The sequence below is a fragment of the Paludibacterium paludis genome, from assembly GCF_018802605.1.
Classification (GTDB): domain Bacteria; phylum Pseudomonadota; class Gammaproteobacteria; order Burkholderiales; family Chromobacteriaceae; genus Paludibacterium; species Paludibacterium paludis.
The window spans coordinates 305,899-326,485 of sequence record NZ_CP069161.1 but is presented as its reverse complement, the minus strand read 5'-3'; the positions used below and the strand labels follow the sequence as shown (position 1 = coordinate 326,485).

The 20,587-nt window shown below is 62.0% G+C and carries 18 protein-coding genes; 5 read left to right on the top strand and 13 right to left on the bottom strand.

From position 1 onward, the window contains the following. Positions 1–3 precede the first annotated feature (3 nt). The 4 genes from epsF to JNO50_RS01410 form a co-directional block, all read right to left on the bottom strand. Positions 4–1,389 carry a chain length determinant protein EpsF gene (gene epsF / locus JNO50_RS01425; protein ID WP_189533631.1) on the bottom strand — a complete coding sequence of 462 codons (1,386 nt, stop codon included), beginning with the start codon at positions 1,387–1,389 and terminating at the stop codon, positions 4–6. A gap of 473 nt (positions 1,390–1,862) precedes the next feature. Beyond that, entirely contained in the window at positions 1,863–2,993 is a 1,131-nt protein-coding gene (locus JNO50_RS01420; protein ID WP_189533632.1) for a dienelactone hydrolase family protein, read from the bottom strand. Beyond that, complete coding sequence (locus JNO50_RS01415) at positions 2,990–3,589, bottom strand: lytic transglycosylase domain-containing protein (RefSeq protein ID WP_229804636.1); 600 nt, start codon at positions 3,587–3,589, stop codon at positions 2,990–2,992. The genes JNO50_RS01420 and JNO50_RS01415 overlap by 4 nt, the downstream gene beginning before the upstream one ends. Positions 3,590–3,626: 37 nt before the next feature. Further along, a complete protein-coding gene (locus JNO50_RS01410; protein ID WP_189533637.1) occupies positions 3,627–5,339 on the bottom strand; it encodes a proline--tRNA ligase in 1,713 nt (570 codons plus the stop codon). A 220-nt stretch (positions 5,340–5,559) separates the two neighbouring features. Here JNO50_RS01410 and kup point away from each other — a divergent pair, with 220 nt between their 5' ends. Further along, positions 5,560–7,425, top strand: coding sequence for a low affinity potassium transporter Kup (gene kup / locus JNO50_RS01405; RefSeq protein ID WP_189533639.1), 1,866 nt, complete (start codon positions 5,560–5,562; stop codon positions 7,423–7,425). 3 nt (positions 7,426–7,428) lie between these two features. Here the strand turns inward: kup and ampD are convergent, their stop codons facing one another. Continuing rightward, entirely contained in the window at positions 7,429–7,971 is a 543-nt protein-coding gene (gene ampD / locus JNO50_RS18870) for a 1,6-anhydro-N-acetylmuramyl-L-alanine amidase AmpD (protein WP_268248170.1), read from the bottom strand. A 608-nt stretch (positions 7,972–8,579) separates the two neighbouring features. On the opposite strand from ampD, the gene JNO50_RS01395 reads away from it, so the two are divergent. Continuing rightward, on the top strand, positions 8,580–9,104 hold the full coding sequence (locus JNO50_RS01395) for a hemerythrin domain-containing protein (RefSeq protein WP_189533643.1): 525 nt from the start codon (positions 8,580–8,582) through the stop codon (positions 9,102–9,104). Between the two features lie 57 nt (positions 9,105–9,161). Continuing rightward, positions 9,162–10,163, top strand: a complete 1,002-nt coding sequence (locus tag JNO50_RS01390) for a sodium:calcium antiporter (protein ID WP_189533645.1) — start codon at positions 9,162–9,164, stop codon at positions 10,161–10,163. A gap of 54 nt (positions 10,164–10,217) precedes the next feature. Here JNO50_RS01390 and tal read toward each other — a convergent pair whose 3' ends face one another. From tal to phoB, 3 genes are all read right to left on the bottom strand, one after another. Next, positions 10,218–11,276, bottom strand: coding sequence for a transaldolase (tal, locus tag JNO50_RS01385; protein ID WP_189533647.1), 1,059 nt, complete (start codon positions 11,274–11,276; stop codon positions 10,218–10,220). Positions 11,277–11,381: 105 nt separating this feature from the next. Beyond that, positions 11,382–12,710: a phosphate regulon sensor histidine kinase PhoR gene (gene phoR, locus JNO50_RS01380; protein WP_189533649.1), complete on the bottom strand. Its 1,329-nt coding sequence runs from the start codon at positions 12,708–12,710 to the stop codon at positions 11,382–11,384. A 7-nt stretch (positions 12,711–12,717) separates the two neighbouring features. Further along, positions 12,718–13,407 carry a phosphate regulon transcriptional regulator PhoB gene (phoB, locus tag JNO50_RS01375; protein WP_189533651.1) on the bottom strand — a complete coding sequence of 230 codons (690 nt, stop codon included), beginning with the start codon at positions 13,405–13,407 and terminating at the stop codon, positions 12,718–12,720. Between the two features lie 289 nt (positions 13,408–13,696). Here phoB and JNO50_RS01370 point away from each other — a divergent pair, with 289 nt between their 5' ends. Then, entirely contained in the window at positions 13,697–14,704 is a 1,008-nt protein-coding gene (locus JNO50_RS01370; protein WP_189533654.1) for a glycosyltransferase family 2 protein, read from the top strand. A gap of 459 nt (positions 14,705–15,163) precedes the next feature. Continuing rightward, positions 15,164–15,607 carry an Lrp/AsnC family transcriptional regulator gene (locus tag JNO50_RS01365; protein ID WP_189533656.1) on the top strand — a complete coding sequence of 148 codons (444 nt, stop codon included), beginning with the start codon at positions 15,164–15,166 and terminating at the stop codon, positions 15,605–15,607. 96 nt (positions 15,608–15,703) lie between these two features. On the opposite strand, the gene gap is transcribed toward JNO50_RS01365, so the two are convergent. The 5 genes from gap to purD all read right to left on the bottom strand — a co-directional run bounded on the left by gap (position 15,704) and on the right by purD (position 20,578). Further along, positions 15,704–16,714 (bottom strand): type I glyceraldehyde-3-phosphate dehydrogenase, encoded by a 1,011-nt coding sequence (gap, locus tag JNO50_RS01360; protein WP_189533658.1) that lies wholly within the window; start codon positions 16,712–16,714, stop codon positions 15,704–15,706. Between the two features lie 239 nt (positions 16,715–16,953). Then, complete coding sequence (gene yedA / locus JNO50_RS01355; protein ID WP_189533660.1) at positions 16,954–17,820, bottom strand: drug/metabolite exporter YedA; 867 nt, start codon at positions 17,818–17,820, stop codon at positions 16,954–16,956. Positions 17,821–17,895: 75 nt separating this feature from the next. Then, entirely contained in the window at positions 17,896–18,564 is a 669-nt protein-coding gene (gene tolQ / locus JNO50_RS01350; RefSeq protein ID WP_189533662.1) for a protein TolQ, read from the bottom strand. Positions 18,565–18,593: 29 nt separating this feature from the next. Next, positions 18,594–19,199, bottom strand: a complete 606-nt coding sequence (tsaC, locus tag JNO50_RS01345; protein WP_189533664.1) for an L-threonylcarbamoyladenylate synthase type 1 TsaC — start codon at positions 19,197–19,199, stop codon at positions 18,594–18,596. Between the two features lie 101 nt (positions 19,200–19,300). Further along, positions 19,301–20,578, bottom strand: a complete 1,278-nt coding sequence (gene purD, locus JNO50_RS01340; RefSeq protein WP_189533666.1) for a phosphoribosylamine--glycine ligase — start codon at positions 20,576–20,578, stop codon at positions 19,301–19,303. Positions 20,579–20,587: the final 9 nt, after the last annotated feature.

The window sequence follows — 20,587 nt, the reverse complement described above, 5'->3', positions numbered from 1 at the left end:
GCCTCACACCAGTTTTCTCTTGCCAAAACGCAACAGCGTTGACCAGTTGCGTTTCAGGGATCGCGGAGGCCGCAACACGGCGAGCACCGGCAACTCCAGCAGTGTTTCGATATCGTCGGCCGTTCTTACCTTGCGGTTGAGCAGTTCGGCCACCAGTGCGGAAATCACTCCCAAGAGGCCGCCGACAAACAGGGACACAATGAAATTAAGCGCCACGCGCGGCTTGGACGGGTCGGTCGGTTCGACCGCATCCTCCAGAATAGCGACGTTGGCCTGGTCGGAGCGACTCTCGAGCATGGTCTGGGAGAAGCGCTGCAGGGCCTGATCATAGGCGCGCTGGGCGTTTTCCACTTCGCGTTGCAACACGTCGACGCGCGAACGCTGGGTCTTCAGTTCCAGAACCTTTTCCTTCTGGGCCTTGAGCGCGGCCTGCAGCGCGGCCTGGCGGCCCGCCGAGTTACCGGCGATGCTGTTCAGGCCTCCCGCGTACTGGCGCTGCAACTGGCCGAGCTGATCGCGGATACTGTCAAGCTCGACCCTGGCTTGCTGATAGTGAGGATGGTTCGGACCGACCTTCTGTCCGAGTTCCCTGAGCTTCACCTCCTGCGAGGCGACTTGGCTCTTCAGCTGCTGGATCAGGGGATTGCTCAGCACATCCGGCGCATCGACGCCCTTGGCGCGGGACTGCGCATCGATGGTCGCGGATTGCGCGGTCACCAGTTGCGAGGATATTTCGTTCAGCCGCTGGGTTTCGACGTCAAGACGTTCGTCCGTGGCGATAATGCCTTCCTTCTGCTGAAAGTCGGCCAGGTTCTTCTGCGCCGTTTCCAGGTTTCCCTGCAGGGTTTTCAGCTGCAACTGGAAAAAGCTGTTGTTTTGCTGGGCACTGTTGGCGCGCATGTCGACCAGGGTGCGGATGTAGGACTGGGCAAAAGAGTGCGCCAGCGTTGCGGCGAATTTCGGATCACCACTGGTGTACGACATGGTAATCACGCTGCTCTCGCGCGCCGGTTTGACTTCGAGGCTGCGCAGCAGAGTCTTGGCCAGCCAGTTGCGGATATCGCCCTTGCCGCCCGTCTGCTTGGCGAACTGTTGCTGGGCCTCGGGCAGCTTCGTCAGTCCCAGCGAGTCGACCACGTTCAGCGCCGTGGCCTGACTGGTCATGATGTCGACCTGGGTCTGCAGATAACCATTCATCATGTAAGCCGCCAGAGGCTGGCCGGTCAACGGATCCGTCGCCTTGACATCAATCGCGAGACTCGTCTCGGCGGTATACTGTTTGGGCAGCAGCACACTGACCAGAAGGGTCAGCACCACCACACCTCCGAAGACTCCGATACCGATCTTGCGGCGTGCTTTCAGAATCTGGACGAAAAGTTCGAAATTCATCGACGACCTTGCCTCACTTATTCAAAACAGGCGGTTACGCACAGACTGACGTTCCCTGCCTGACGGGACGGCGGCACATCAGCAGCCATGCGGGATGCTATCAGCACTCTGTGACAGGTTTATAGGTGAATGGAATAATACCGTTCGCAGCACGGCATCCTCGCACCCTTGCTGAGGCCTGCCGTTCACAACAGATCGTGAAAGATGTTTTTACCTGTCGGATCGCGATTTATACCACGTTCATCAAGGCCGATTCAATAAGAAGAATTACGGTCGAACAACGCCAACCCACAGAAAAGCAACGATTTCCTTGCGAAACCCCCCATTCTCGGGACGCGTGGCAAAGAGGAAAAAATGGCGGGAGGAAAAGCCCGCCTCCGAGGCATACACATACGATGTTAATATTAATTCCAATACGTGTAACTATTTGAAATGTTCACCCAATCACGGGCCGTGCCTTCAGCCCGATTCAGTCACCTGCGCGGCGCGCTCCATACCACTGTGTCATCAACCGCATAGAGCGAGCACACGGCACGGCTTGTCCGCCGGCAGGTCGCCAGCGCGCGAGCCGCGGGGTCGTCGCCCTGCCAGGCGGCGCCCCATGCGCCATCGGCGGCCAAAGCGAACGCTCTGGGCGAGGGCTTGCCAAGAAAAAGCCGATAGCCCTGGCGTCCCGGCCCGGCAAGAAACGGAACGGCACGCCAATCGGATAACGCGGCGAAGGACGTGGCGCCGGGCAATGGCATGGCCGGCGGCGGCACAAAGCGCGGCAGCGTCACCGAAGCCGGCAAGCCCAGGCCGCGCAGGAAGGACTCGACCGGCTCACTCCAGACATCCAGACCGGAGCGCGTGGTGAACAGCGTGTGGGCATCGCGCTCGAACACCCCATACGAAACCAGGACCGCCCGTCCGCCGGCCTGCCGGTAGCGCCCGAACATGGCGCGCCATACCGGCTCGGGGAAGAGACTGTCGTTGCTTCCATACAACCAGAGCGACGGCACGCGGCTGCGTCCTCCGAACGTTCCGGCGGCGTCGGCCAGGTCGGCTTGCCATGAAGGACAGCCGTGAAGGCGTACGCCCCCGGCAAAATCGATCACGCCGCGGATGCCGACGACGCCTCGCGCGCCCAGTGCCAGCGATGCCCATCCGCCGGAGCTGACACCGACGACGAGAATCCGGGAACGATCGACATCGGCGCGGCGCGCCAAGACAGCGAGCGCCGCCTCCACATCCGCCGCCTGACGCTTGCCGTACTCGGCCGAATCGCAACTGGCGGCCCGATAGACACCCTCCGAACCGGCAAACCCTCCGCGCATCGGCACGGCGACCAGATAGCCGCGCGCCAGGAAAAACCCCACCGCGGCAAGCGGACGAAAACGCGGCTGCGTCGCGGCGTCGCCTTCGGGCTTGCCGTGGTTGATGACGACAAGGGGGAACGGCCCCTTGCCGCCAGGCACGAACAGGGTGGTCCGCAACCGGCCGGCCGGAGTGGGAAGATCAAGCACGGATTCGTTCAGGGAAGGATCGGGAGGTATCTCCAGAGCCGCGGCCGAGGCTGTCCGGAGCAGCGCGGCGAACACCACGATGCCGCGCGGCAGGGTCATCGGGCGGCGGTATCCAGACGCGCCGGCGCGGTCCACTGCCAGCGGTTTTTCCAGGCGGCGACAACGCTGTCGGGGTATTCACGGCGTCCCAGACTGCCGTTGTAGCGGCCCAGCGCCCGGAACAGATTGCCGTTCTCGCTGTCGAGGTAGTGGCGCAGGATCGTGCAGCCGTAACGCAGATTGGTGCTCAGATCGAAGAGATTGTGATCGGGCGCGCCGATCGCGCGCACCCAGAAAGGCATGACCTGCATCAACCCGCGGGCGCCCGCGGGAGAAACAGCGTACTTGCGAAACCCGCTTTCGACCTGGATCAGCCCAAGCACCAGTTGGGGATCGAGACCGGCGCGAACCGATTCGTACTGGATGGCGGTGAGCAGGCGCTCGCGCATCCAGCGGTCGGGGATCTGGCGCTCCAGGCGGCGCGACATCTCGGCAAGCCAGGCCGCGCCCGTGGCGGGATGATCGAACACCAGCCGGGCGGCGTTGACATCGCCCACCGACCGGCTCATCGCCGACGCGACATTGGCGGACAGCGCTTCCTCGCGCTGGGCGCCAGCGAAGGCCGGCGACAGGGCGAAGAGCCCCGTCCAGACCATCAACGCTGTCCTCAGCAGCCTCGCCGCCATGATCGCGTCAGGCGCCCAGACGCGAACGGATATGCGCCACCACACCGGCCAGCGGTACCGGCGAGGCCTCGCTGTCGCGGCGCCCCTGGTACTCCACCTGGCCTTCCTTCAGGCCACGGTCGCCAATCACCACGCGATGCGGAATCCCGATCAGTTCGGAATCCGCCAGCAGCACGCCCGGGCGCTCGTCGCGATCGTCGAGCAATACGTCCACTCCGGCTTCGGAGAACTGGCGGTAAAGGTCGTCGGCCGCGGCGCGCACCGTGTCGCTGCGGCCGTAGCCCATCGGTACGATGACCACGGTGAACGGCGCCATGGCGTCGGTGAAGATGATGCCGCGCTCGTCGTAGTTCTGCTCGATCGCCGCGGCCACCACGCGCGACACGCCGATACCGTAGCAGCCCATTTCCATGGTCTGCTGCTTGCCTTCACGGTTGAGGAACGTGCAGCCCATCGGCTCCGCGTAGCGGGTGCGCAACTGGAAAATGTGCCCGACTTCGATGCCGCGGCAGATCGCCAATTGTCCCTTGCCGCACGGCGACGGATCGCCCGCCACAATATTGCGGATATCGGCCACCTCCGGTTCGGGGCAGTCGCGCCCGAAGTTCACCCCGGTCAGATGCACCTCGTCCTCGTTGCCGCCGGTGATCATGTCGGCCATCGCGGCAACGGTACGGTCCGCGATGACGCGGCCGCTGAAGCCCACCGGGCCGAGGGATCCCGGTCCCGCGCCGAAGGCGGCCCGGATCGCGTCCGGCGAGGCGAAAGTCAGCGGAGTCTTGATGCCGGCGACTTTTTCCGCCTTCACTTCGTTCAGGGTGTGATCGCCGCGCACCAGCATCAGCACCGGCGCACCGTCCTCGGACTCGACCACGACCGCCTTCACGGTCCGGCGGATATCCACGGACAGGAACGCCACCAGCTCATCGATGGTTTTGACTTTCGGGGTGGCGACGCGCGCGAGCGGCTCGGCGGAAGCGGGGCGCCCGCCGGCGGGCGCCACGGCCTCGGCCAACTCGATATTGGCGGCGAAATCCGAATCGGGGCAATAAGCGATCAAGTCCTCGCCGGAGTCGGCCAGCACCTGGAACTCATGCGAGCCGGTGCCGCCGATGGCGCCGGTGTCGGCGGCCACCGCGCGGTATTTCAGACCGAGGCGGCTGAACACATTGCTGTAGGCCTGGTACATGCGACCATAGGTGTCCACCAGACTGTCAAAATCGGCGTGGAAGGAGTAAGCGTCCTTCATGATGAATTCGCGGGCGCGCATCACGCCGAAGCGGGGCCGCGTTTCGTCGCGGAACTTGGTCTGGATCTGGAAGAAGTTCTTCGGCAGCTGCTTGTAGCTGTTGATCTCTTTGCGCGCGATATCGGTGATGATTTCCTCGTGGGTCGGCCCGAAACAGAAGTCGCGATCATGGCGATCCTTGATACGCAGCATGAGGCCGGTTTCGTACTTCTCCCAGCGTCCGGACTCCTGCCACAGTTCGGCGGGCTGCACGGCCGGCATGAACAGTTCCACGGAGCCGGCGGCCTCCATCTCGCTGCGCACCACGGCCTCGACCTTGCGCAAAACCCGCAAGCCCAGCGGCATCCAGGTATAGATGCCCGACGCGATGCGCTTGATCATGCCGGCGCGCAACATCAGTTTGTGGCTGGGGAGTTCCGCCTCGTTGGGCGCTTCCTTGAGGGTGGAGATGAAGTACTGCGATGCACGCATGGTTGACGAATCCTTGATAAACCTGTGAGATAACGCCGATTGTAGCGTTTTGAACCCACCGGCGAAACCGCCTCGTGGGGCCATAAACGCCGCCGCCTATGCGCCACTATCCACTGCGCGGCGACAGGAGTAAGCTTCGCGCAAGTCAAAACCGGGGCGACCGCGCCGAGATCCGGCCTGCCAGGTCGCCAAAAAAATACATTACCTTAGTTCGAGAACCATGCAGGAACACGAAAAACACAGTCTTGCCGCCATTACCCTGGCGGCAATGGGCGTCGTGTACGGCGATATCGGCACGAGTCCGCTGTATACGCTCAAGGAATGCTTCGCCACGGCCCACCTGCCGTTGAATCACGACAACGTCCTCGGCATCCTGTCGATGATTTTCTGGGCCATCTTGCTGGTCGTCACGGTGAAATACGTGGCGTTCATCCTGCGCGCCGACAACCGCGGCGAAGGCGGCATCATGGTGCTGATGGCGCTCGCGCGCCGCTATCTTGGCGGCCCGGCCCGCAGCCGCATCATCGTGCTTGGCCTGTTCGGCGCGGCCCTGTTCTACGGCGACGCCATCATCACCCCGGCCATGTCCGTCCTGTCGGCGGCCGAAGGGCTGGAGGTGCTCAATCCGGATCTGGCATCCTACGTGCTGCCGATGTCGGTGTCGGTGCTGCTCGGTCTTTTCCTGCTGCAGAAGTTCGGCACCGCCCATGTCGGCAAGCTGTTCGGCCCGGTCATGATGCTCTGGTTCTTCGCCATCGGCCTGCTCGGACTGGCCAAGATCATCCAGGTTCCCTCGGTGCTCGCCGCCGTCAATCCGTATTACAGTGTCCGCTTCATCTCCGAACACGGTCTTGCCGCCTTCCTGACCATGGGTTCGGTGGTGCTCGCGCTGACCGGCGCGGAAGCGCTGTACGCCGACATGGGGCATTTCGGCCGCAAACCTATCCGCGCGGCCTGGTTCGGCCTCGTGCTGCCCGGCCTGGTTCTCAATTACTTCGGCCAGGGAGCCCTGCTGCTGAGCAATCCGGACGCCATCGACAATCCGTTCTTCAACCTCGCGCCCAAATGGGGTCTGCTGCCGCTGATCGTGCTCGCGACGCTCGCCACAGTGATCGCCTCGCAAGCCGTGATCTCCGGCGCCTATTCACTGACCCGCCAGGCCATCCAGCTTGGTTACTGCCCGAGAATGTTCATCGACCACACGTCCGAACGCGAGATCGGCCAGATCTATCTGCCGTTCGTGAACTGGGCGCTGCTTGCCGCCGTGCTGATCGTCGTCATGGCATTCCGCTCGTCGGCCAACCTCGCCGCCGCTTACGGCATCGCCGTGACCGGCACCATGGTCATCACCTCGCTGCTGTTCTTTGTGGTGGCACGGGTCAACTGGCGCTGGCCGCTGCCGCTGGCCATCGGTGTCACCAGCCTGTTCCTGAGCATCGACATGGTGTTCTTCAGCGCCAACATCCTCAAGGTGACCCACGGCGGCTGGCTGCCCCTGCTGATCGGCATCATCATCTTCACGCTCATGCTGACCTGGAAACAGGGACGCGAGTTGCTGGTCGAACGCATTCGCGAACACGCCCTGCCGCTGGACAGCTTCATCAGCAATATCGAGGAATACCCGCCCGCCCGCGTGCAGGGCACCGCCGTCTTCCTGACCGGCACGACCAATGGCGTGCCCCATGCGCTGTTGCACAATCTCAAGCATAACAAGGTGCTGCACGAGCGCGTGGTGCTGCTGACCGCCAACACGGAAGACGTACCTTACGTGGATCGGGCCGAACGCCTGGAAGTGACCCGGTTGTCCGACAGTTTCTGGCGGGTCGTGGCGCGCTACGGTTTCATGGAGACTCCGGACATGAACGAGATGCTCGAATGCGCCGAAGAGCGCGGGCTGGCCTTCGAAGTCATGGATACCTCGTTCTTCCTGTCCCGCGAAACCCTGATTTCGACGGACCGGCCGGGCATGGCGCGCTGGCGCGAACACCTGTTCGTCTGGATGAGCCGCAACGCGCTGCGCGCCACGGACTTCTTCAGCATTCCGACCAACCGCGTGGTCGAAATGGGCGCGCAGGTCGAACTGTAAACCTCAGCCGGGCAAACCGACCGCCCGGCGCACCCGCTCCCAGTCGAACCATGGCCCCGGATCGGTTTTCCGGTTCGGGGCGATGTCCTCGTGACCGGTCATGCCCGCCAGCGGCTGATCACGCATCAGGCAACGCGCCAGGGCGATCAGCGTGCGGTACTGGGCATCGGAGAAGGGCTCGAAATCGCAGCCTTCCATCTCGACGCCCACCGAAAAATCGTTGCATCCGTCGCGTCCGCGCCAGCTGGAAACCCCGGCATGCCAGGCCCGGCGGCCAACCGGCACGAACTGGACAAGCTCGCCGTCGCGCCGCACGAAAAAATGCGCCGACACGCGAAGCTCCCGCAGCGACTCATAAAACGGGTGGCCGGACGGATCCAGGCAATTGGTGAACAGCTTTTCGACATCATCCCCGCCGTACTGATAGGGAGGCAGACTGATGTTGTGCACAACCAGCAGATCAACGCCCCTCTGCGGGCGTTCGTTGCAATTGGGCGACACTACCTGCCGCGCCTCGGCGATCCATCCTGACGGCAGCAGGGTCAGCTCCGGATGCTGCCCGTCTTCCTTCCTCCGATAGACAAGGGAAACGGCGCCGCCGCAAAGGGGGTGATGTCCCGCATCGTCGATGAATCCCGCCCGATGAAAAAACGCGCGGACGCGATCCCGCCCCCCCCCGATCCGTACCCGTACTTCCGATGCCGACGCTAACAGGCGATTGAGCAGGCGGTATCCCCAGGTATCCCATTGGCGGGCCGGATCGACAACGAAACTCACGATTTCGTCGACGCCGTTCTTGCGGCGAGTCGCCAGAAAGCCCGCCAGCGCCTCCCGTTCATCTTCGCAAACCCAGACGGCTCCTTCGCGCTCGTCAACCGTTCCGGCGCTCCCGAACACCGGCGCGCCGCAAATACGCCCCGCCCCTTCTGAGCGCAGGGCGGCATCAAACGTCGCCAGCGCGCCGGCGCGCTGTTCGTCGCGCGGATCCAACAGGAAAACCCTGAAAGGCACTGAGTTCATGTGCTGCCTCATTCATACCGACAGCCTTCATGGTAAAGGCAAGTCGCACTTGGCGCATCCATTGAGAAACATCAGGACAACCGGGTGAACGATGGCCGATACTGTAGGGCAAGCGCACCTACCGGAGACCTCGCATGACGCTCGATCCCTTCAATCGCCCCGCACCCGGATTCGACGAACCGCTGGAAATGCTCTTGGCCTGTCACGACAAGATCCGCCGCTTCTGCGACCAGCTTGACAAACTGCCGCCGTATATCGACGAGAACGGCGTGAATGAGACGGCGAAACAGGCCATCGACGGGGTCATCCGTTATTTCGACCAGGCGGGTCCTTCGCACCACGCCGACGAAGAGGAAGAGCTGTTTCCCATTCTTCTCGCCCGTGTTCCCTCGGCGGCGCCCAAGCTGGAACAGCTCTCGGCCGAGCACGGGTATCTCCACTCGTGCTGGAACGCTATCCGCGATGATCTGGCGGCGCTCAGAAACGGGGACAGCTCCGTCATCAGCCGCATCGAGATCCAGGAATTCGTGCGTCTGTACCGCGAGCACGCGGCGATCGAGGAAGCCTGGCTGATCCCTACCGCCGACGCCGTCCTGACGCCGACAGAAAAGCGGCTGGCCGGCGAACACATGGCGCAGCGCCGCAAGACAAACAGCTGAGGCGCCGCTTGAGGTAGAATGTCGGATTGAGAAAATGCTATCCGACTCCCCTTCCCCATGCTGATTTCCCTCGCTCAACTGGCCCTGATGCTGCTGATCATTTTGGTCGCAGCGGAGATTTTCACCAACGCGCTCGAACATCTGGGCGAAAAACTGGGCATTTCGGAAGGGGTGACCGGTTCCCTGTTCGCGGCGGTGGGCACGGCCATGCCGGAAACACTGGTGCCCTTGCTGGCCATTCTCGGCGGCAGCTCCGCCCAGGCATCGGTTAATGAGGAAATCGGCGTGGGCGCGATTCTGGGCGCACCGCTGATGCTCTCCACGCTGTCGACCTGTCTGATGGGCGCCGCGGTCCTGAAAAGCCGCGGCTTCTGCGGACGACTGAACCCGGAAAAAAGCGGGCTGCTGCGCGATCTGAATGTTTTTCTGATCGCCTACTCCCTGTCCGCTGCCGCCATGTTCGTCACCAGCCACACAGTGCGCGGTTTTCTGTGCGCCGCGCTGGTGCTGCTGTATTTCATCTACGTGCTCTTGACCATCCGGGCCTCCGCCGCTCTGGTCGAGGACGGACATGGCACGGAAGCGGCCGGCTCGATGTTCCTGGAAAAGCTCCGCCTTCCGGTCAATTTCGTCACCATTCTGTTGCAGTTGGCGCTGGGACTCGCCTTGCTGGTGAGCGGCGCACGGGGATTCATCGACGGCGTCGAGTCGGTTTCGGGCCTTTTGGGCATCACCCCGCTCCTTCTGTCATTGATGATTGTCCCCATTGCCACCGAGCTGCCGGAAAAGATCAATTCCATTCTCTGGGTACGCAAGGGCAAGGACACCCTCGCCTTCGGCAACATCACCGGCGCCATGGTGTTCCAGGGGACATTGCTGCCGGCGATCGGCATTTCACTCACCCCCTGGGTTCCACGCACCGAGGTTTTCGCGGGCATCACGCTGACGCTGGCGGCGGCGGCCTGGCTGCGGCTGACCGCGCAGCGCGGCTTGAAAATCGGCCATCTGATGGTCAATGGCGCGCTGTATCTGGTATATCTGTGGATCAGCCTGGGCTGACGCCCGGCCAGGGAGGAAAGCGGGACCGCCACGACCGGGCGGCCCCGGTCTGCGTCAAGCCGTCAAGGCGAGCAGTTCGGTGAAGGACTGTTCGAAGAGTTTGAGACCGTCATCCTGCAAACGGGAGCCGATGGCGTCCAGATCCAGCCCCTCTCCCTCGACACGCCCCAGCAGATCGGCGGCATCGTCGATCCCCTCGATCAGGGTGTCGGCGGCGATGCCATGGTCGCGGAACTTCGCCAGGGTGGCATCGGGCACGGTATTGATGGTCTCCGGTCCGATCAGGCTTTCCACGTACAGCACATCGGAGTAGGCCGGATTCTTGGTTCCGGTCGATGCCCACAACAGATATTGCGGACGGGCGCCGGCCTCCTTGAGCGTTTCGAATTCCTCGCCATGGAAGCGTTCCAGATAGCGGCCGTACGCGCTCTTGGACAAGGCGATGGCGACCTTGCCGCGGTTCGGCTCGGACACCAGCGGGTCCACGAGGCTGTCCACTCGCGACAGGAAGAAGCTCGCCACGGCCTTGATGTGGTCGAGCGGCAAACCGTCATGGTGGCGGCGCTCCAGACCGGCGATATAGGCGTCCCATACCGCCTCGACCTGGGTCAGGCTGAACAGCAGGGTAATGTTGACATTGATGCCGTCCGCGGTCAGTTCGCCAAAGGCCTCGATACCTTCCTTGGTGGCCGGGATCTTGATCATCAGGTTGGGACGTCCCACCGCCTGCCACAGGCGGCGCGCGGCGGCGAGGGTGCCATCGCGGTCGCGGCTGAGGAACGGGGATACTTCGAGACTGACATAGCCGTCGTCCCCGCGGCTTTCCTGGTAAACCGGCAGCATGAGGTCGCAGGCCTCGCGCACATCCGGAATCACCAGTTCCTCATAGGTCTTCTCCGGGTCGAAGCCGCGCGCCTTCAGCGCGGCCAGGTCGTCGCGGTAGCGCGGATCGGTGCTGATGGCCTTGTGGAAAATCGTCGGATTGGAAGTGACGCCGGCGATGCCGTCTTCCTTGATCAAGCGTGCGAGTTCCCCGGAGAACAACAGGTCGCGGGACAGGTTGTCCAGCCAGATGCGCTGGCCGAAAGGTCGGATGGCTTTCAATCGATTCATTTTTGCTTGCCCGATATCGAGGTAATGTTTGTATGGGGGAGAAGGACATGCTAACCCCAGCCCGCCCGGACAACAAGCGTCTTTACATCGAACGACTTTCCCCTGTCATGCGGCTTCTTCGGCTCGCGGATCATGATCCGGTTCGGCACGATGCTCCCCGCCGAAAACCACACTGAACGTGCTGCCCTTTTCCGGTTCGCTCACGATGTCCAGCCGGGCCTGGTGCCGTGCCACGATGTGCTTGACAATCGCAAGTCCGAGCCCTGTGCCGCCGTTTCCGCGCGAGCGGCCCCGGTCGACGCGGTAGAAACGTTCGGTGAGTCTCGGAATATGCTCCCGGGGGATGCCGATTCCGGTATCGCTGACCGAGAAAACCAGCTTGTCGCCCTCTTCGCGCCAGGACAGCGTGATCGTACCGCCTTCCGGAGTATAGCGGACGGCATTGGATACCAGGTTGCCGAACGCCGAGTGCAACTCGGCCGCATTGCCCCACAACCACAGCGGCGTCACGGGGTCCATCCGGATGACATGACGCCCCTGGGACAATCCCTCGGCCTCCACCATCAGGGTGTCGAGCATGTCGCGCATATCGACTTTTTCCGACACCAGGTTTTTCGGGCTGTTCTCCAGGCGCGACAGGATGAGGAGATCCTCGACCAGACTCTGCATGCGTCTGGACTGTTCCATCATCATCGGCAGGAACTGGCGGATCATCGCGGGATCGTCGGCGCCCATGTCCTGGATGGTTTCGAGAAAACCGCCCACCACGGTCAACGGCGTGCGCAGCTCATGGGAAACATTGGCGACGAAGTCGCGGTGCACGGTCTGCACCCGCTCAAGCTGGGTAATGTCCCGCGACAACAGCAACTTGCGGGTGGAGTCGAACGGTACGAGCTGGATCGACAGCACTCGCTCGTTGGGCTGGGAGAACTTAAGCACCAGAGGCTGGCTGAAGCTCTCGCTTTTCATATAGGTATGAAAGGACGGCTGACGAATCAGATTGAGCAGCAGATTGCCGACATCGCGCTTGCGGTCGAGCCCCATGTGCTCCACCGCCATCGGGTTGAGCCATTCGATCCTGTCATGCTCGTCGAGGACAACCACGCCATCCGGCATCGCCTCCCCGGCATTGATGAAACGCTCGAGCACATTGGTCAGCTTGCGCTTGCTTTGTGTCTGACTGCGGACTTGCCGGTACAGGGTCATGAAGACCGCATGCCATGAACCGAATCCGTCCGGCACCCGTTCCGGCACGGGGTGCTTGAGCCAGCGCAACAGCAAGGCGATGTGATACAAGTGGAACGCCAGCGCCCCGCCTGCGCATATCGACACGGCGATCAGGGCATCCACCGCGCTTGACCCGATCCAGAAACCGAAACCGATCGCAGCAACCAGCGCCATCCAGATCAGGGTACGCCGAACAAAATCTCGCAAAACTGCCTCACTGTTGGGTGGAGAAACGGTACCCGGTACCCCTCACGGTCTGAATAAGCTCATCGTGGCCGGATTTTTCCAGCGCACTGCGCAGGCGACGGATATGCACGTCCACCGTACGCTCCTCGACGAACACGTGATCCCCCCACACTTGATCGAGCAGTTGGGAGCGGGAGTGCACGCGCTCCGGATGCGTCATGAAAAAATGCAGCAGACGGAACTCGGTCGGTCCCAGATCGACAGGCACACCGGCACCGGTAACGCGATGTGTCACCGGATCCAGCCGCAGCCCCTGCACTTCGACCGCATCGTCGGTCATCTGCGGCGCCCTGCGGCGCAATACCGCCTTGATGCGGGCCAGCAGCTCCCTTGGCGAAAACGGCTTGGTGATGTAATCGTCCGCGCCGGTTTCCAGGCCGACGATCTTGTCCTGCTCATCGGAGCGGGCCGTCAGCATGATGATCGGCACATGGCGGGTGCGCTCATCGGAGCGAAGACGCTTGGCGATGTCGACCCCCGATATGCCCGGAAGCATCCAGTCCAGCAGGACCAGGTCCGGCAAGGCGTTCTTGACCAAGGTCAGCGCGGCTTCGGCGGTGCTGGCGCGCAGCACGTGATGGCCGGCCTGGGTCAGGTTGAAAGCGATCAATTCCTGGATTGCCGGTTCATCCTCAACGAGCAAAATATTTGCGGCCATGTCGATGCGTTCCTTTGTGGGTTTGTGGCAAGGATAAAAAGCACCGATTACAAAAATATGACAATTCTTCGATAGTTTCCCACATTTCCGGATTGAGCGATGTAAACACACATCAAATATATGCTTTCATCGTTTCAGTAAGATTTTTTCTGCGAGTAAACCAAGGCTCCGAAAGCACCGGCAACGTGGCCAATTTGCTTGAAAAACAGCTAGTGCTATAAAATTCGGCATTCAAATCTCGAATGCGCTCGCCTCTCGGAATGTCAGAGGGCCGCCCCGCATACCCATAATGCTACCGACCGTTTCTCTCGTACTTACGACCTATAACGACAAGCCTTATATCGACCAGGCCATCCAGTCCGTGCTTTCTCAAAGCCATACGGATTTCGAATGTATCATCATTGACGATGGCAGTACCGATGGGACCGCGGAGATTTGCCGCAAGTACGCCGACACCGATCCTCGAATTCGTGTGATCACCCAGTCTAACAGCGGAGCAAGCGCGGCACGGAATGTCGGTATTGGCGAGGCAAGGGGAACATGGCTGGCCTTTGTCGACAGCGATGACATCCTCCACCCCGACTTCATCTCGGACTGCCTGTATGCCTGCATGCATAACCCTTGTGATCTTGTTATTTGCGAGGCGGTTGTCTTTGCGGATGGCTCCGCGCCTGATTTCCCTGAAACAGCGGATACGGAAATGGAAAACGAGGAGGCACCTGCGGCGTTGCGAAAACTGTTGGAGGGTGAGTACATTCCCAACGTCTGGGCACGGTTGTATCGGCGAGAATGCCTTGCTGGTACCGGTTTTCCACTCGAACTGGTGGTCGGCGAAGATATGGAATTCAGCGTCCGGCTGATGCTTCGGCTAAGCCGGGTCTGCCATGTCAACTTGCCAAGATACGCTTACCGAAAACGTGACGGCTCGGTGTTGTCCCGTTTCAAGCCGGAACTGCTCAGCAATCGCCTATCGTTTTGTCGCGCCATACAGACAACGCTGGGGCCTAGCGCCACGCGAGAGCCTCTTTCACGGTCTCTGCAGATCATGGCGGCCACGCATCTTGGTTACTACGGGATGAAAGACATGGTGAGAAGCGGAGTCATGAACGAAGCATGGCTTTTCGCCATGCGGGATTGTCTGTCACGGGAATTCGACATTTCAGCGAAGCAGCTGCCGGCACTTGGCCTGCCTACCCGGCGGGAAAAATGGCTGAAATTCGCTCTTGGTCCCTGCTGGCTTGCCAAACTCTTCCTGAAGTATCAGATCCGCAAGCACAAGCGCGACGCGAACCGTTAAAGATCCCTCGCCGGGAAGCGGCCCCGCTCCCCGGCGGCAGGAAAACTCGCGGGAGTTCGAACTATTCGGACATACCGCCGCCATGCGCATCCTACGGTGTGCGGCGTCCCTGCCCTGCGGCAAAGGCGGACCCGGGCCGTCCTGCCAAATCCGAGTGACACCACTGAAACAAAAAAAAACGGGCCTGTCTCATGGACAAGCCCGGAATGGTCGTCGTCAATGTTCAAGTCATGACTTGAGACCAGGGACAAAGAGATCACCAGGACAGTTCAGACGCTGCATCAACAGGATGAAACAGCGCTTCAACAGATCCGGAAGAACGTTCGCATACAATGCGTCGGTTCTGATGCGAGTATTTTACGTAGGCCTCATGGCAAATTTAATAGTTTTATCTGGAAAAAAAAGGGACTTTGCCTTATTTTTAAAGTTTGTTCCTCGAATAAACTTTCGTTTCAAAACATGGATCGTTACGATAAGAAAATCTTGCAAGCGCTGCATGAGAACGCCCGCATCAGCTTCGCCGAACTCGCCCGCCGCGTGAACCTGTCGGCCCCGGCCGTCGCCGACCGGGTGGAAAAACTTGAACGCGCGGGGGTCATCACCGGTTATCACGCGGCGGTCGATCCGGCTCGCATCGGCTACCCGATCCAGTGCCTGATCGAGTTGACCGCCAAGCATCTCGATTATTTCGCGGTGATCGAGGAGGTCCGGAGCATGCATCAGATCGTTGAATGTTTTTCGGTCACCGGTTCGACCGGACTGATGGTGCGGGTGGTGGTCGACAGCATGCCGTCGCTCCAGGCGCTCATCGCGCGGCTCATGCAATTCGGCGATACCAAAACCTCGATCGTCATCGACATGCCGGTCACACCGCGCCTTCCTCCCCTGCCGGGAGGCGAGTAGCGCGGAACGTCGCAAACGGAAATACGACAATGCCCCCCGCCGGCAAACGGCGGGGGGCATTGTCATTCATGCCCGCCTCTCTTTGTAGTGACGGAATTACAGCCGCTCGACCCACGCCAGCGTGGTGTCCAGCATCCGGTTGGCGAAGCCCCATTCGTTGTCGTACCAGGCCAGCACCTTGACCTCCGTGCCGCCGATCACGCGGGTCAGCGTCGCGTCGAACACGCTGGAGGCCGGGTTATGCAGGAAATCGTGCGACACCAGCGGCAGGGTATTGACCTCGAGCACCCCGGCCAATGGCCCTTTCGCCGCCTTCGTCACGATCTCGTTGACCTCGGCGACACTCGTCTCGCGCGCCGCGCTGAAGGTCAGATCGACCAGCGAGACATTGCTTACCGGCACGCGCACCGCGAAACCGTCCAGCTTGCCGGCGAGCTCGGGCAGCACCAATCCCACGGCCTTGGCCGCTCCGGTCTTGGTCGGGATCATCGACACCGTGGCCGCGCGCGCGCGCCGCAGGTCGCTGTGATCGGTATCGAGCAGCACCTGGTCATTGGTATACGCGTGCACCGTGGTCATCAGGCCACGCAGGATCCCGATGGAGTCATTAAGCGGTTTGACCAGCGGAGCCAGACAGTTGGTGGTGCACGACGCATTGGACACCAGCGTCATGCCGCCATTGAGCAATTCGTGATTGACGCCATAGACGATGGTCGCGTCGGCATCATCGGACGGCGCGGAGATCAGCACGCGCGGCGCGCCAGCCTCCAGGTGGCGGGAGGCCTTCTCGCGGGAGTTGAACACGCCGCTGCATTCAAGCACCACGTCCACGCCGAGTTCGCGCCATGGCAACTCGGCGGGATTGCGGATCGACAACAGCCGGATGGCGTGGCCGTTCACATTCAGGGTGCCGTCTCCCAATGAAACGTCCGCGCGGAACGGACCATGGACACTGTCGAAACGGGTGAGATGCGCATGCAGCTCCGGCTCGGCCGGGTCGTTGATCGCGACGATCTCGATACCGCGATCGGCGAACCGCTCCTGCCAGGCACGCAGAACCATGCGGCCGATCCGGCCGTAACCATTGATGGCGAGCTTGAGAGACATGATGACACCTCCAGATAGAGTCTGTTGTCGCGGGCACTCCGGCCCCGGTTGTCTCCATGGTCGGCCAAGCTTCCGGTGTAATCAATCGATTACACAATCAACCTTTGATCTGGATCGAACACGCAGGAACGGCGCAGACCGAATGTCAAACAATCCGTTTACATACAATGACTTGAAAACGCCCACCCCTTTGCTCGATGTGTTGCTTTATTACACAAATTCCCTACACACCGCAAAAATCAACGCCGCTTCCAGGCGATCAGCACCACCGCCGTGACAATCACCAGCATGCCACCCCACTCGTAGTAGCCCACATGCTCGCCCAAGAGCGACATGCCCAGCAGCACGGCGATCACCGGATTGACGTAGGCGTAGCTTGTCGCCACAGCGGGGGATACCGTCGCGAGAAGGTAGAGATACGCGGTATAGGCGATAATCGAACCGAATACCACAAGGTAAAGCAGCGCCCCCCATCCCGCCAGGCCGGGCATCGCGGCCAAACGCTCGCCGGTCGCGGCGCTGGACAGCAGCAGGGATACTCCGCCGGTCAGCATCATCGCCGCGCTGGACATCTGGCCGGACGGCTGGGGAACCCGCTTGCTGATCGCCGAACCCAGCGCCCAGCCGAGACATGCCAACACCAGAAGGATGGCGCCGGACGGGCTGGCCATCAAATTGCTCCCTTGATTGAGCACCAGGATGCCGACAAACCCCAAACCGATGCCGACCCAGGAGCGGAAAGAGGTTTTCTGGCCGAAAAACCTGGCGAACAGGGTGGTGAACAGCGGCACGGTCGCGACCATCAATGCCGCTACGCCTGAGGACACATCTTTTTCCGCGACCGTCACCAGACCGTTGCCGATGGCCGGCATCAGCACGCCAAGCAGGCCCGATCCGGCCCACTGCCGCGCGGTCGGCCACGGCGCTCCGCGCCAGCGGCACCAGCCGAACAGCAGGGCACCGGCGAGCAAAAAGCGCACACCGGCCATCATCAAGGGCGGCCACTGGGCAACACCGATGCGGATGGCAAAATAGGTGGAGCCCCAGATGACATACAACGCGAAAAGCGAGGCCAGAACAGGCAGGGAGAAGCGGCTAACGGGCATGTGGCGAACCTGCAAAACACAGCGGGCCGCCACGCGGCCCGTCCATGGCTGTCCGGCATGCGGACTTCATGACGATCAGCGAGTGGCGAGACGCTGGAGGATATTGGAAAACTCTTCCATGAATGTATCATACCTGACCGCCAGGCGGTCGACATCCGTGGCGAAACGGTTGTAGGCAACGTATGCCGGAATGGCGGCGAAAAGGCCGATGGCCGTCGCGATCAGCGCTTCGGCGATCCCGGGCGCCACCGTGGACAGGGTGGCCTGCCCCGCATTGCCCAGGCCGATGAAGGCGTGCATGATGCCCCATACCGTGCCGAACAGACCGATATAGGGGCTGACCGAGCCGACCGTCGCCAGAAACGAGGTATGCCGGTCAAGCGAGTCCAGCTCGCGCTGGGCCGCGGCCCGCATCGCCCGGCGCGATCCGTCCATGATATCGGAGAGCTCGGCGCCGTTGCGTCCGCGCAGCTTGAGGAACTCGGCGAACCCCGACTGGAAAATGCGCTCCATGCCCATCGAATCCTGCCGCCGCGTCACATCCTCATAGAGACGGTTCAGGTCCGCCCCGCCCCAGAAAGTCCGCTCGAATTCCTCGCTGTTGCGCCTCGCCGAACCCAGAATGGCGATTTTCTTGATGATCACGGCCCAGGACATAACCGACATCAGCACCAGGCCGGCCATCACCAACTGCACCATCAGGCTGGCATCCATCACCAGGCTCAGAATAGAAATCTGCTGCACTTTACGTGGTTCCTTAGTTTGACTGCGCGTTACGCCCGCAGCACGCGGCCGCTCTCGAAATCGATGATGGTCGACGGGCGGCGTCGCTTTCCGATGCGGCCCGGCAGGGTCAATACGCGATCGCCGAAGGCCTTCTTGCACGCGCGAGCGGTCTTGAGGGAGCGCTTTCCGGCCCGGTTGGCGGAGGTGGACACCAGCGCCGACCCGAGGGCATGACACAAGGCCGCTGCCTCGTCATGCGCGGTCAGGCGCACGGCAAGCTTGGCATGCCGACCCCGCAAAACCGGCGGCACGCGCGGCGACGCGGGAAGCAAAAAAGTGTAATGACCCGGCCAGTAGCGCATAAGTTCCTGCCATGCCTCCTCTGTCAGCGGAGCGACAAGATGGCGCAGCTGATCGATATGGCTGGCAATAACGATCATACCCTTGTGATTGGGCCGTCCCTTGATGCCCAGAATGCGGGCCAGCGCACGATGATTCATCGGATCACAGCCCAAACCGAAGCACGATTCCGTCGAATAGGCCAGCACACGGCCTTTGCGCAATTGTCCGCGCGCCTTGTCGACCAGGCGGGCGCCGGGGAGCCGGATACGGCGGTGGAACGGACGGAAAGCGGGAACGGGCGAATCGGACATACGGCCAACAACCATCACGAATACGGGGGATTTGCGCATTGTACCGCAAAACGGTGGCCGGATGCCGCCCGGATAGCGGCGCCGGCCCCCGTCTTTCCCGGTCACCCCCGCTTGACGAGCCCTCTGGCGCCGATATCGCGGCGCATTTGCATGCCGTCAAAATGGATGCGGTCGGCCAGAGCGTAAGCGCGCGACTGCGCCATGCGCACACTGTCGCCCAGTCCCACCGCGCACAGCACGCGGCCGCCGCTGGTCACGAGTTGCCCCGCCTCGTCGAGCCGGGTGCCGGCATGGAACACCATCGCGTCATCGGTGTCGGCCGGCAAGGGGGCGATCAGATCCCCCTTGCGTGGATCCTCCGGATAACCCGACGCCGCCAGCACCACACCCAATGCAACGCGCCGGTCCCATTCCGCTTCGACCTTGTCCAGCGAGCCATTGACCCCGTGCTCGAGCAGCACGGTGAAATCCGACTTCAGGCGCGCCATGATGGGCTGGGTTTCCGGATCGCCGAATCGGCAGTTGAACTCGATCGTCCGGGGCCGGCCCTCGGCATCGATCATCAGTCCAGCGTAGAGGAATCCGGTGTAAGGGTGACCGTCCGCCTTCATGCCACGCACCGTGGGCATGATGATTTCCCGCATCACCCTGGCGTGCACCTCCGGGGTCACGACCGGAGCCGGGCTATACGCCCCCATGCCCCCGGTATTCGGACCGCGATCCTGATCCAGCAAGCGCTTGTGGTCCTGGCTCGTCGCCATGGGCAGCACATGCTCGCCATCGACCATGACGATGAAGCTCGCTTCCTCGCCTTGAAGATAGTCCTCGATGACGACACGGGCGCCGGCTTCCCCCATCCGGTTGCCGACCAGCATCATGTCGATGGCCTGGTGGGCTTCCTCTTCGGACATCGCCACCACCACCCCCTTGCCGGCGGCGAGGCCATCGGCCTTGATGACGATGGGCGCCCCGCGCTCGGCCACCCAGGCATGAGCGGCGGCGGCATCGGAAAAGGTCCGGTACTGCGCCGTCGGGATGCCGTGGCGCACCATGAAGTCCTTCGCGAAATCCTTCGAGCTTTCCAGCTGGGCGGCGTAGCGCGTCGGCCCGAAAATCTTCAGGCCGGCCTGACGGAAGGCGTCGACCACCCCCGCCGCCAGCGGCGCTTCGGGACCCACCACGGTCAATTCGATTTTCTCGGCACGGGCGAATGCGACCAGCTCCCCGATATCGGTCACCGGAACGTTGGTCAGGTCGGGGTTCAGCGCCGTGCCGGCGTTGCCGGGCGCGACAAAAACCCGCGACACCCGGCGCGATTTGGCGATACGCCAGGCCAGGGCATGCTCGCGTCCTCCGCTGCCAATTACCATCACTTTCATACAAGACTC

Bases quoted from the DNA above. Each gene is read 5' to 3' on its own strand.
- epsF (WP_189533631.1), bottom strand. From the start codon at position 1,389: ATGAATTTCGAACTTTTCGTCCAGATTCTGAAAGCACGCCGCAAGATC.
- JNO50_RS01420 (WP_189533632.1), bottom strand. From the start codon at position 2,993: ATGACCCTGCCGCGCGGCATCGTGGTGTTCGCCGCGCTGCTCCGGACA.
- JNO50_RS01415 (WP_229804636.1), bottom strand. From the start codon at position 3,589: ATGGTCTGGACGGGGCTCTTCGCCCTGTCGCCGGCCTTCGCTGGCGCC.
- JNO50_RS01410 (WP_189533637.1), bottom strand. From the start codon at position 5,339: ATGCGTGCATCGCAGTACTTCATCTCCACCCTCAAGGAAGCGCCCAAC.
- kup (WP_189533639.1), top strand. From the start codon at position 5,560: ATGCAGGAACACGAAAAACACAGTCTTGCCGCCATTACCCTGGCGGCA.
- JNO50_RS01395 (WP_189533643.1), top strand. From the start codon at position 8,580: ATGACGCTCGATCCCTTCAATCGCCCCGCACCCGGATTCGACGAACCG.
- JNO50_RS01390 (WP_189533645.1), top strand. From the start codon at position 9,162: ATGCTGATTTCCCTCGCTCAACTGGCCCTGATGCTGCTGATCATTTTG.
- tal (WP_189533647.1), bottom strand. From the start codon at position 11,276: ATGAATCGATTGAAAGCCATCCGACCTTTCGGCCAGCGCATCTGGCTG.
- phoB (WP_189533651.1), bottom strand. From the start codon at position 13,407: ATGGCCGCAAATATTTTGCTCGTTGAGGATGAACCGGCAATCCAGGAA.
- JNO50_RS01370 (WP_189533654.1), top strand. From the start codon at position 13,697: ATGCTACCGACCGTTTCTCTCGTACTTACGACCTATAACGACAAGCCT.
- JNO50_RS01365 (WP_189533656.1), top strand. From the start codon at position 15,164: ATGGATCGTTACGATAAGAAAATCTTGCAAGCGCTGCATGAGAACGCC.
- gap (WP_189533658.1), bottom strand. From the start codon at position 16,714: ATGTCTCTCAAGCTCGCCATCAATGGTTACGGCCGGATCGGCCGCATG.
- yedA (WP_189533660.1), bottom strand. From the start codon at position 17,820: ATGCCCGTTAGCCGCTTCTCCCTGCCTGTTCTGGCCTCGCTTTTCGCG.
- tsaC (WP_189533664.1), bottom strand. From the start codon at position 19,199: ATGTCCGATTCGCCCGTTCCCGCTTTCCGTCCGTTCCACCGCCGTATC.
- purD (WP_189533666.1), bottom strand. From the start codon at position 20,578: ATGAAAGTGATGGTAATTGGCAGCGGAGGACGCGAGCATGCCCTGGCC.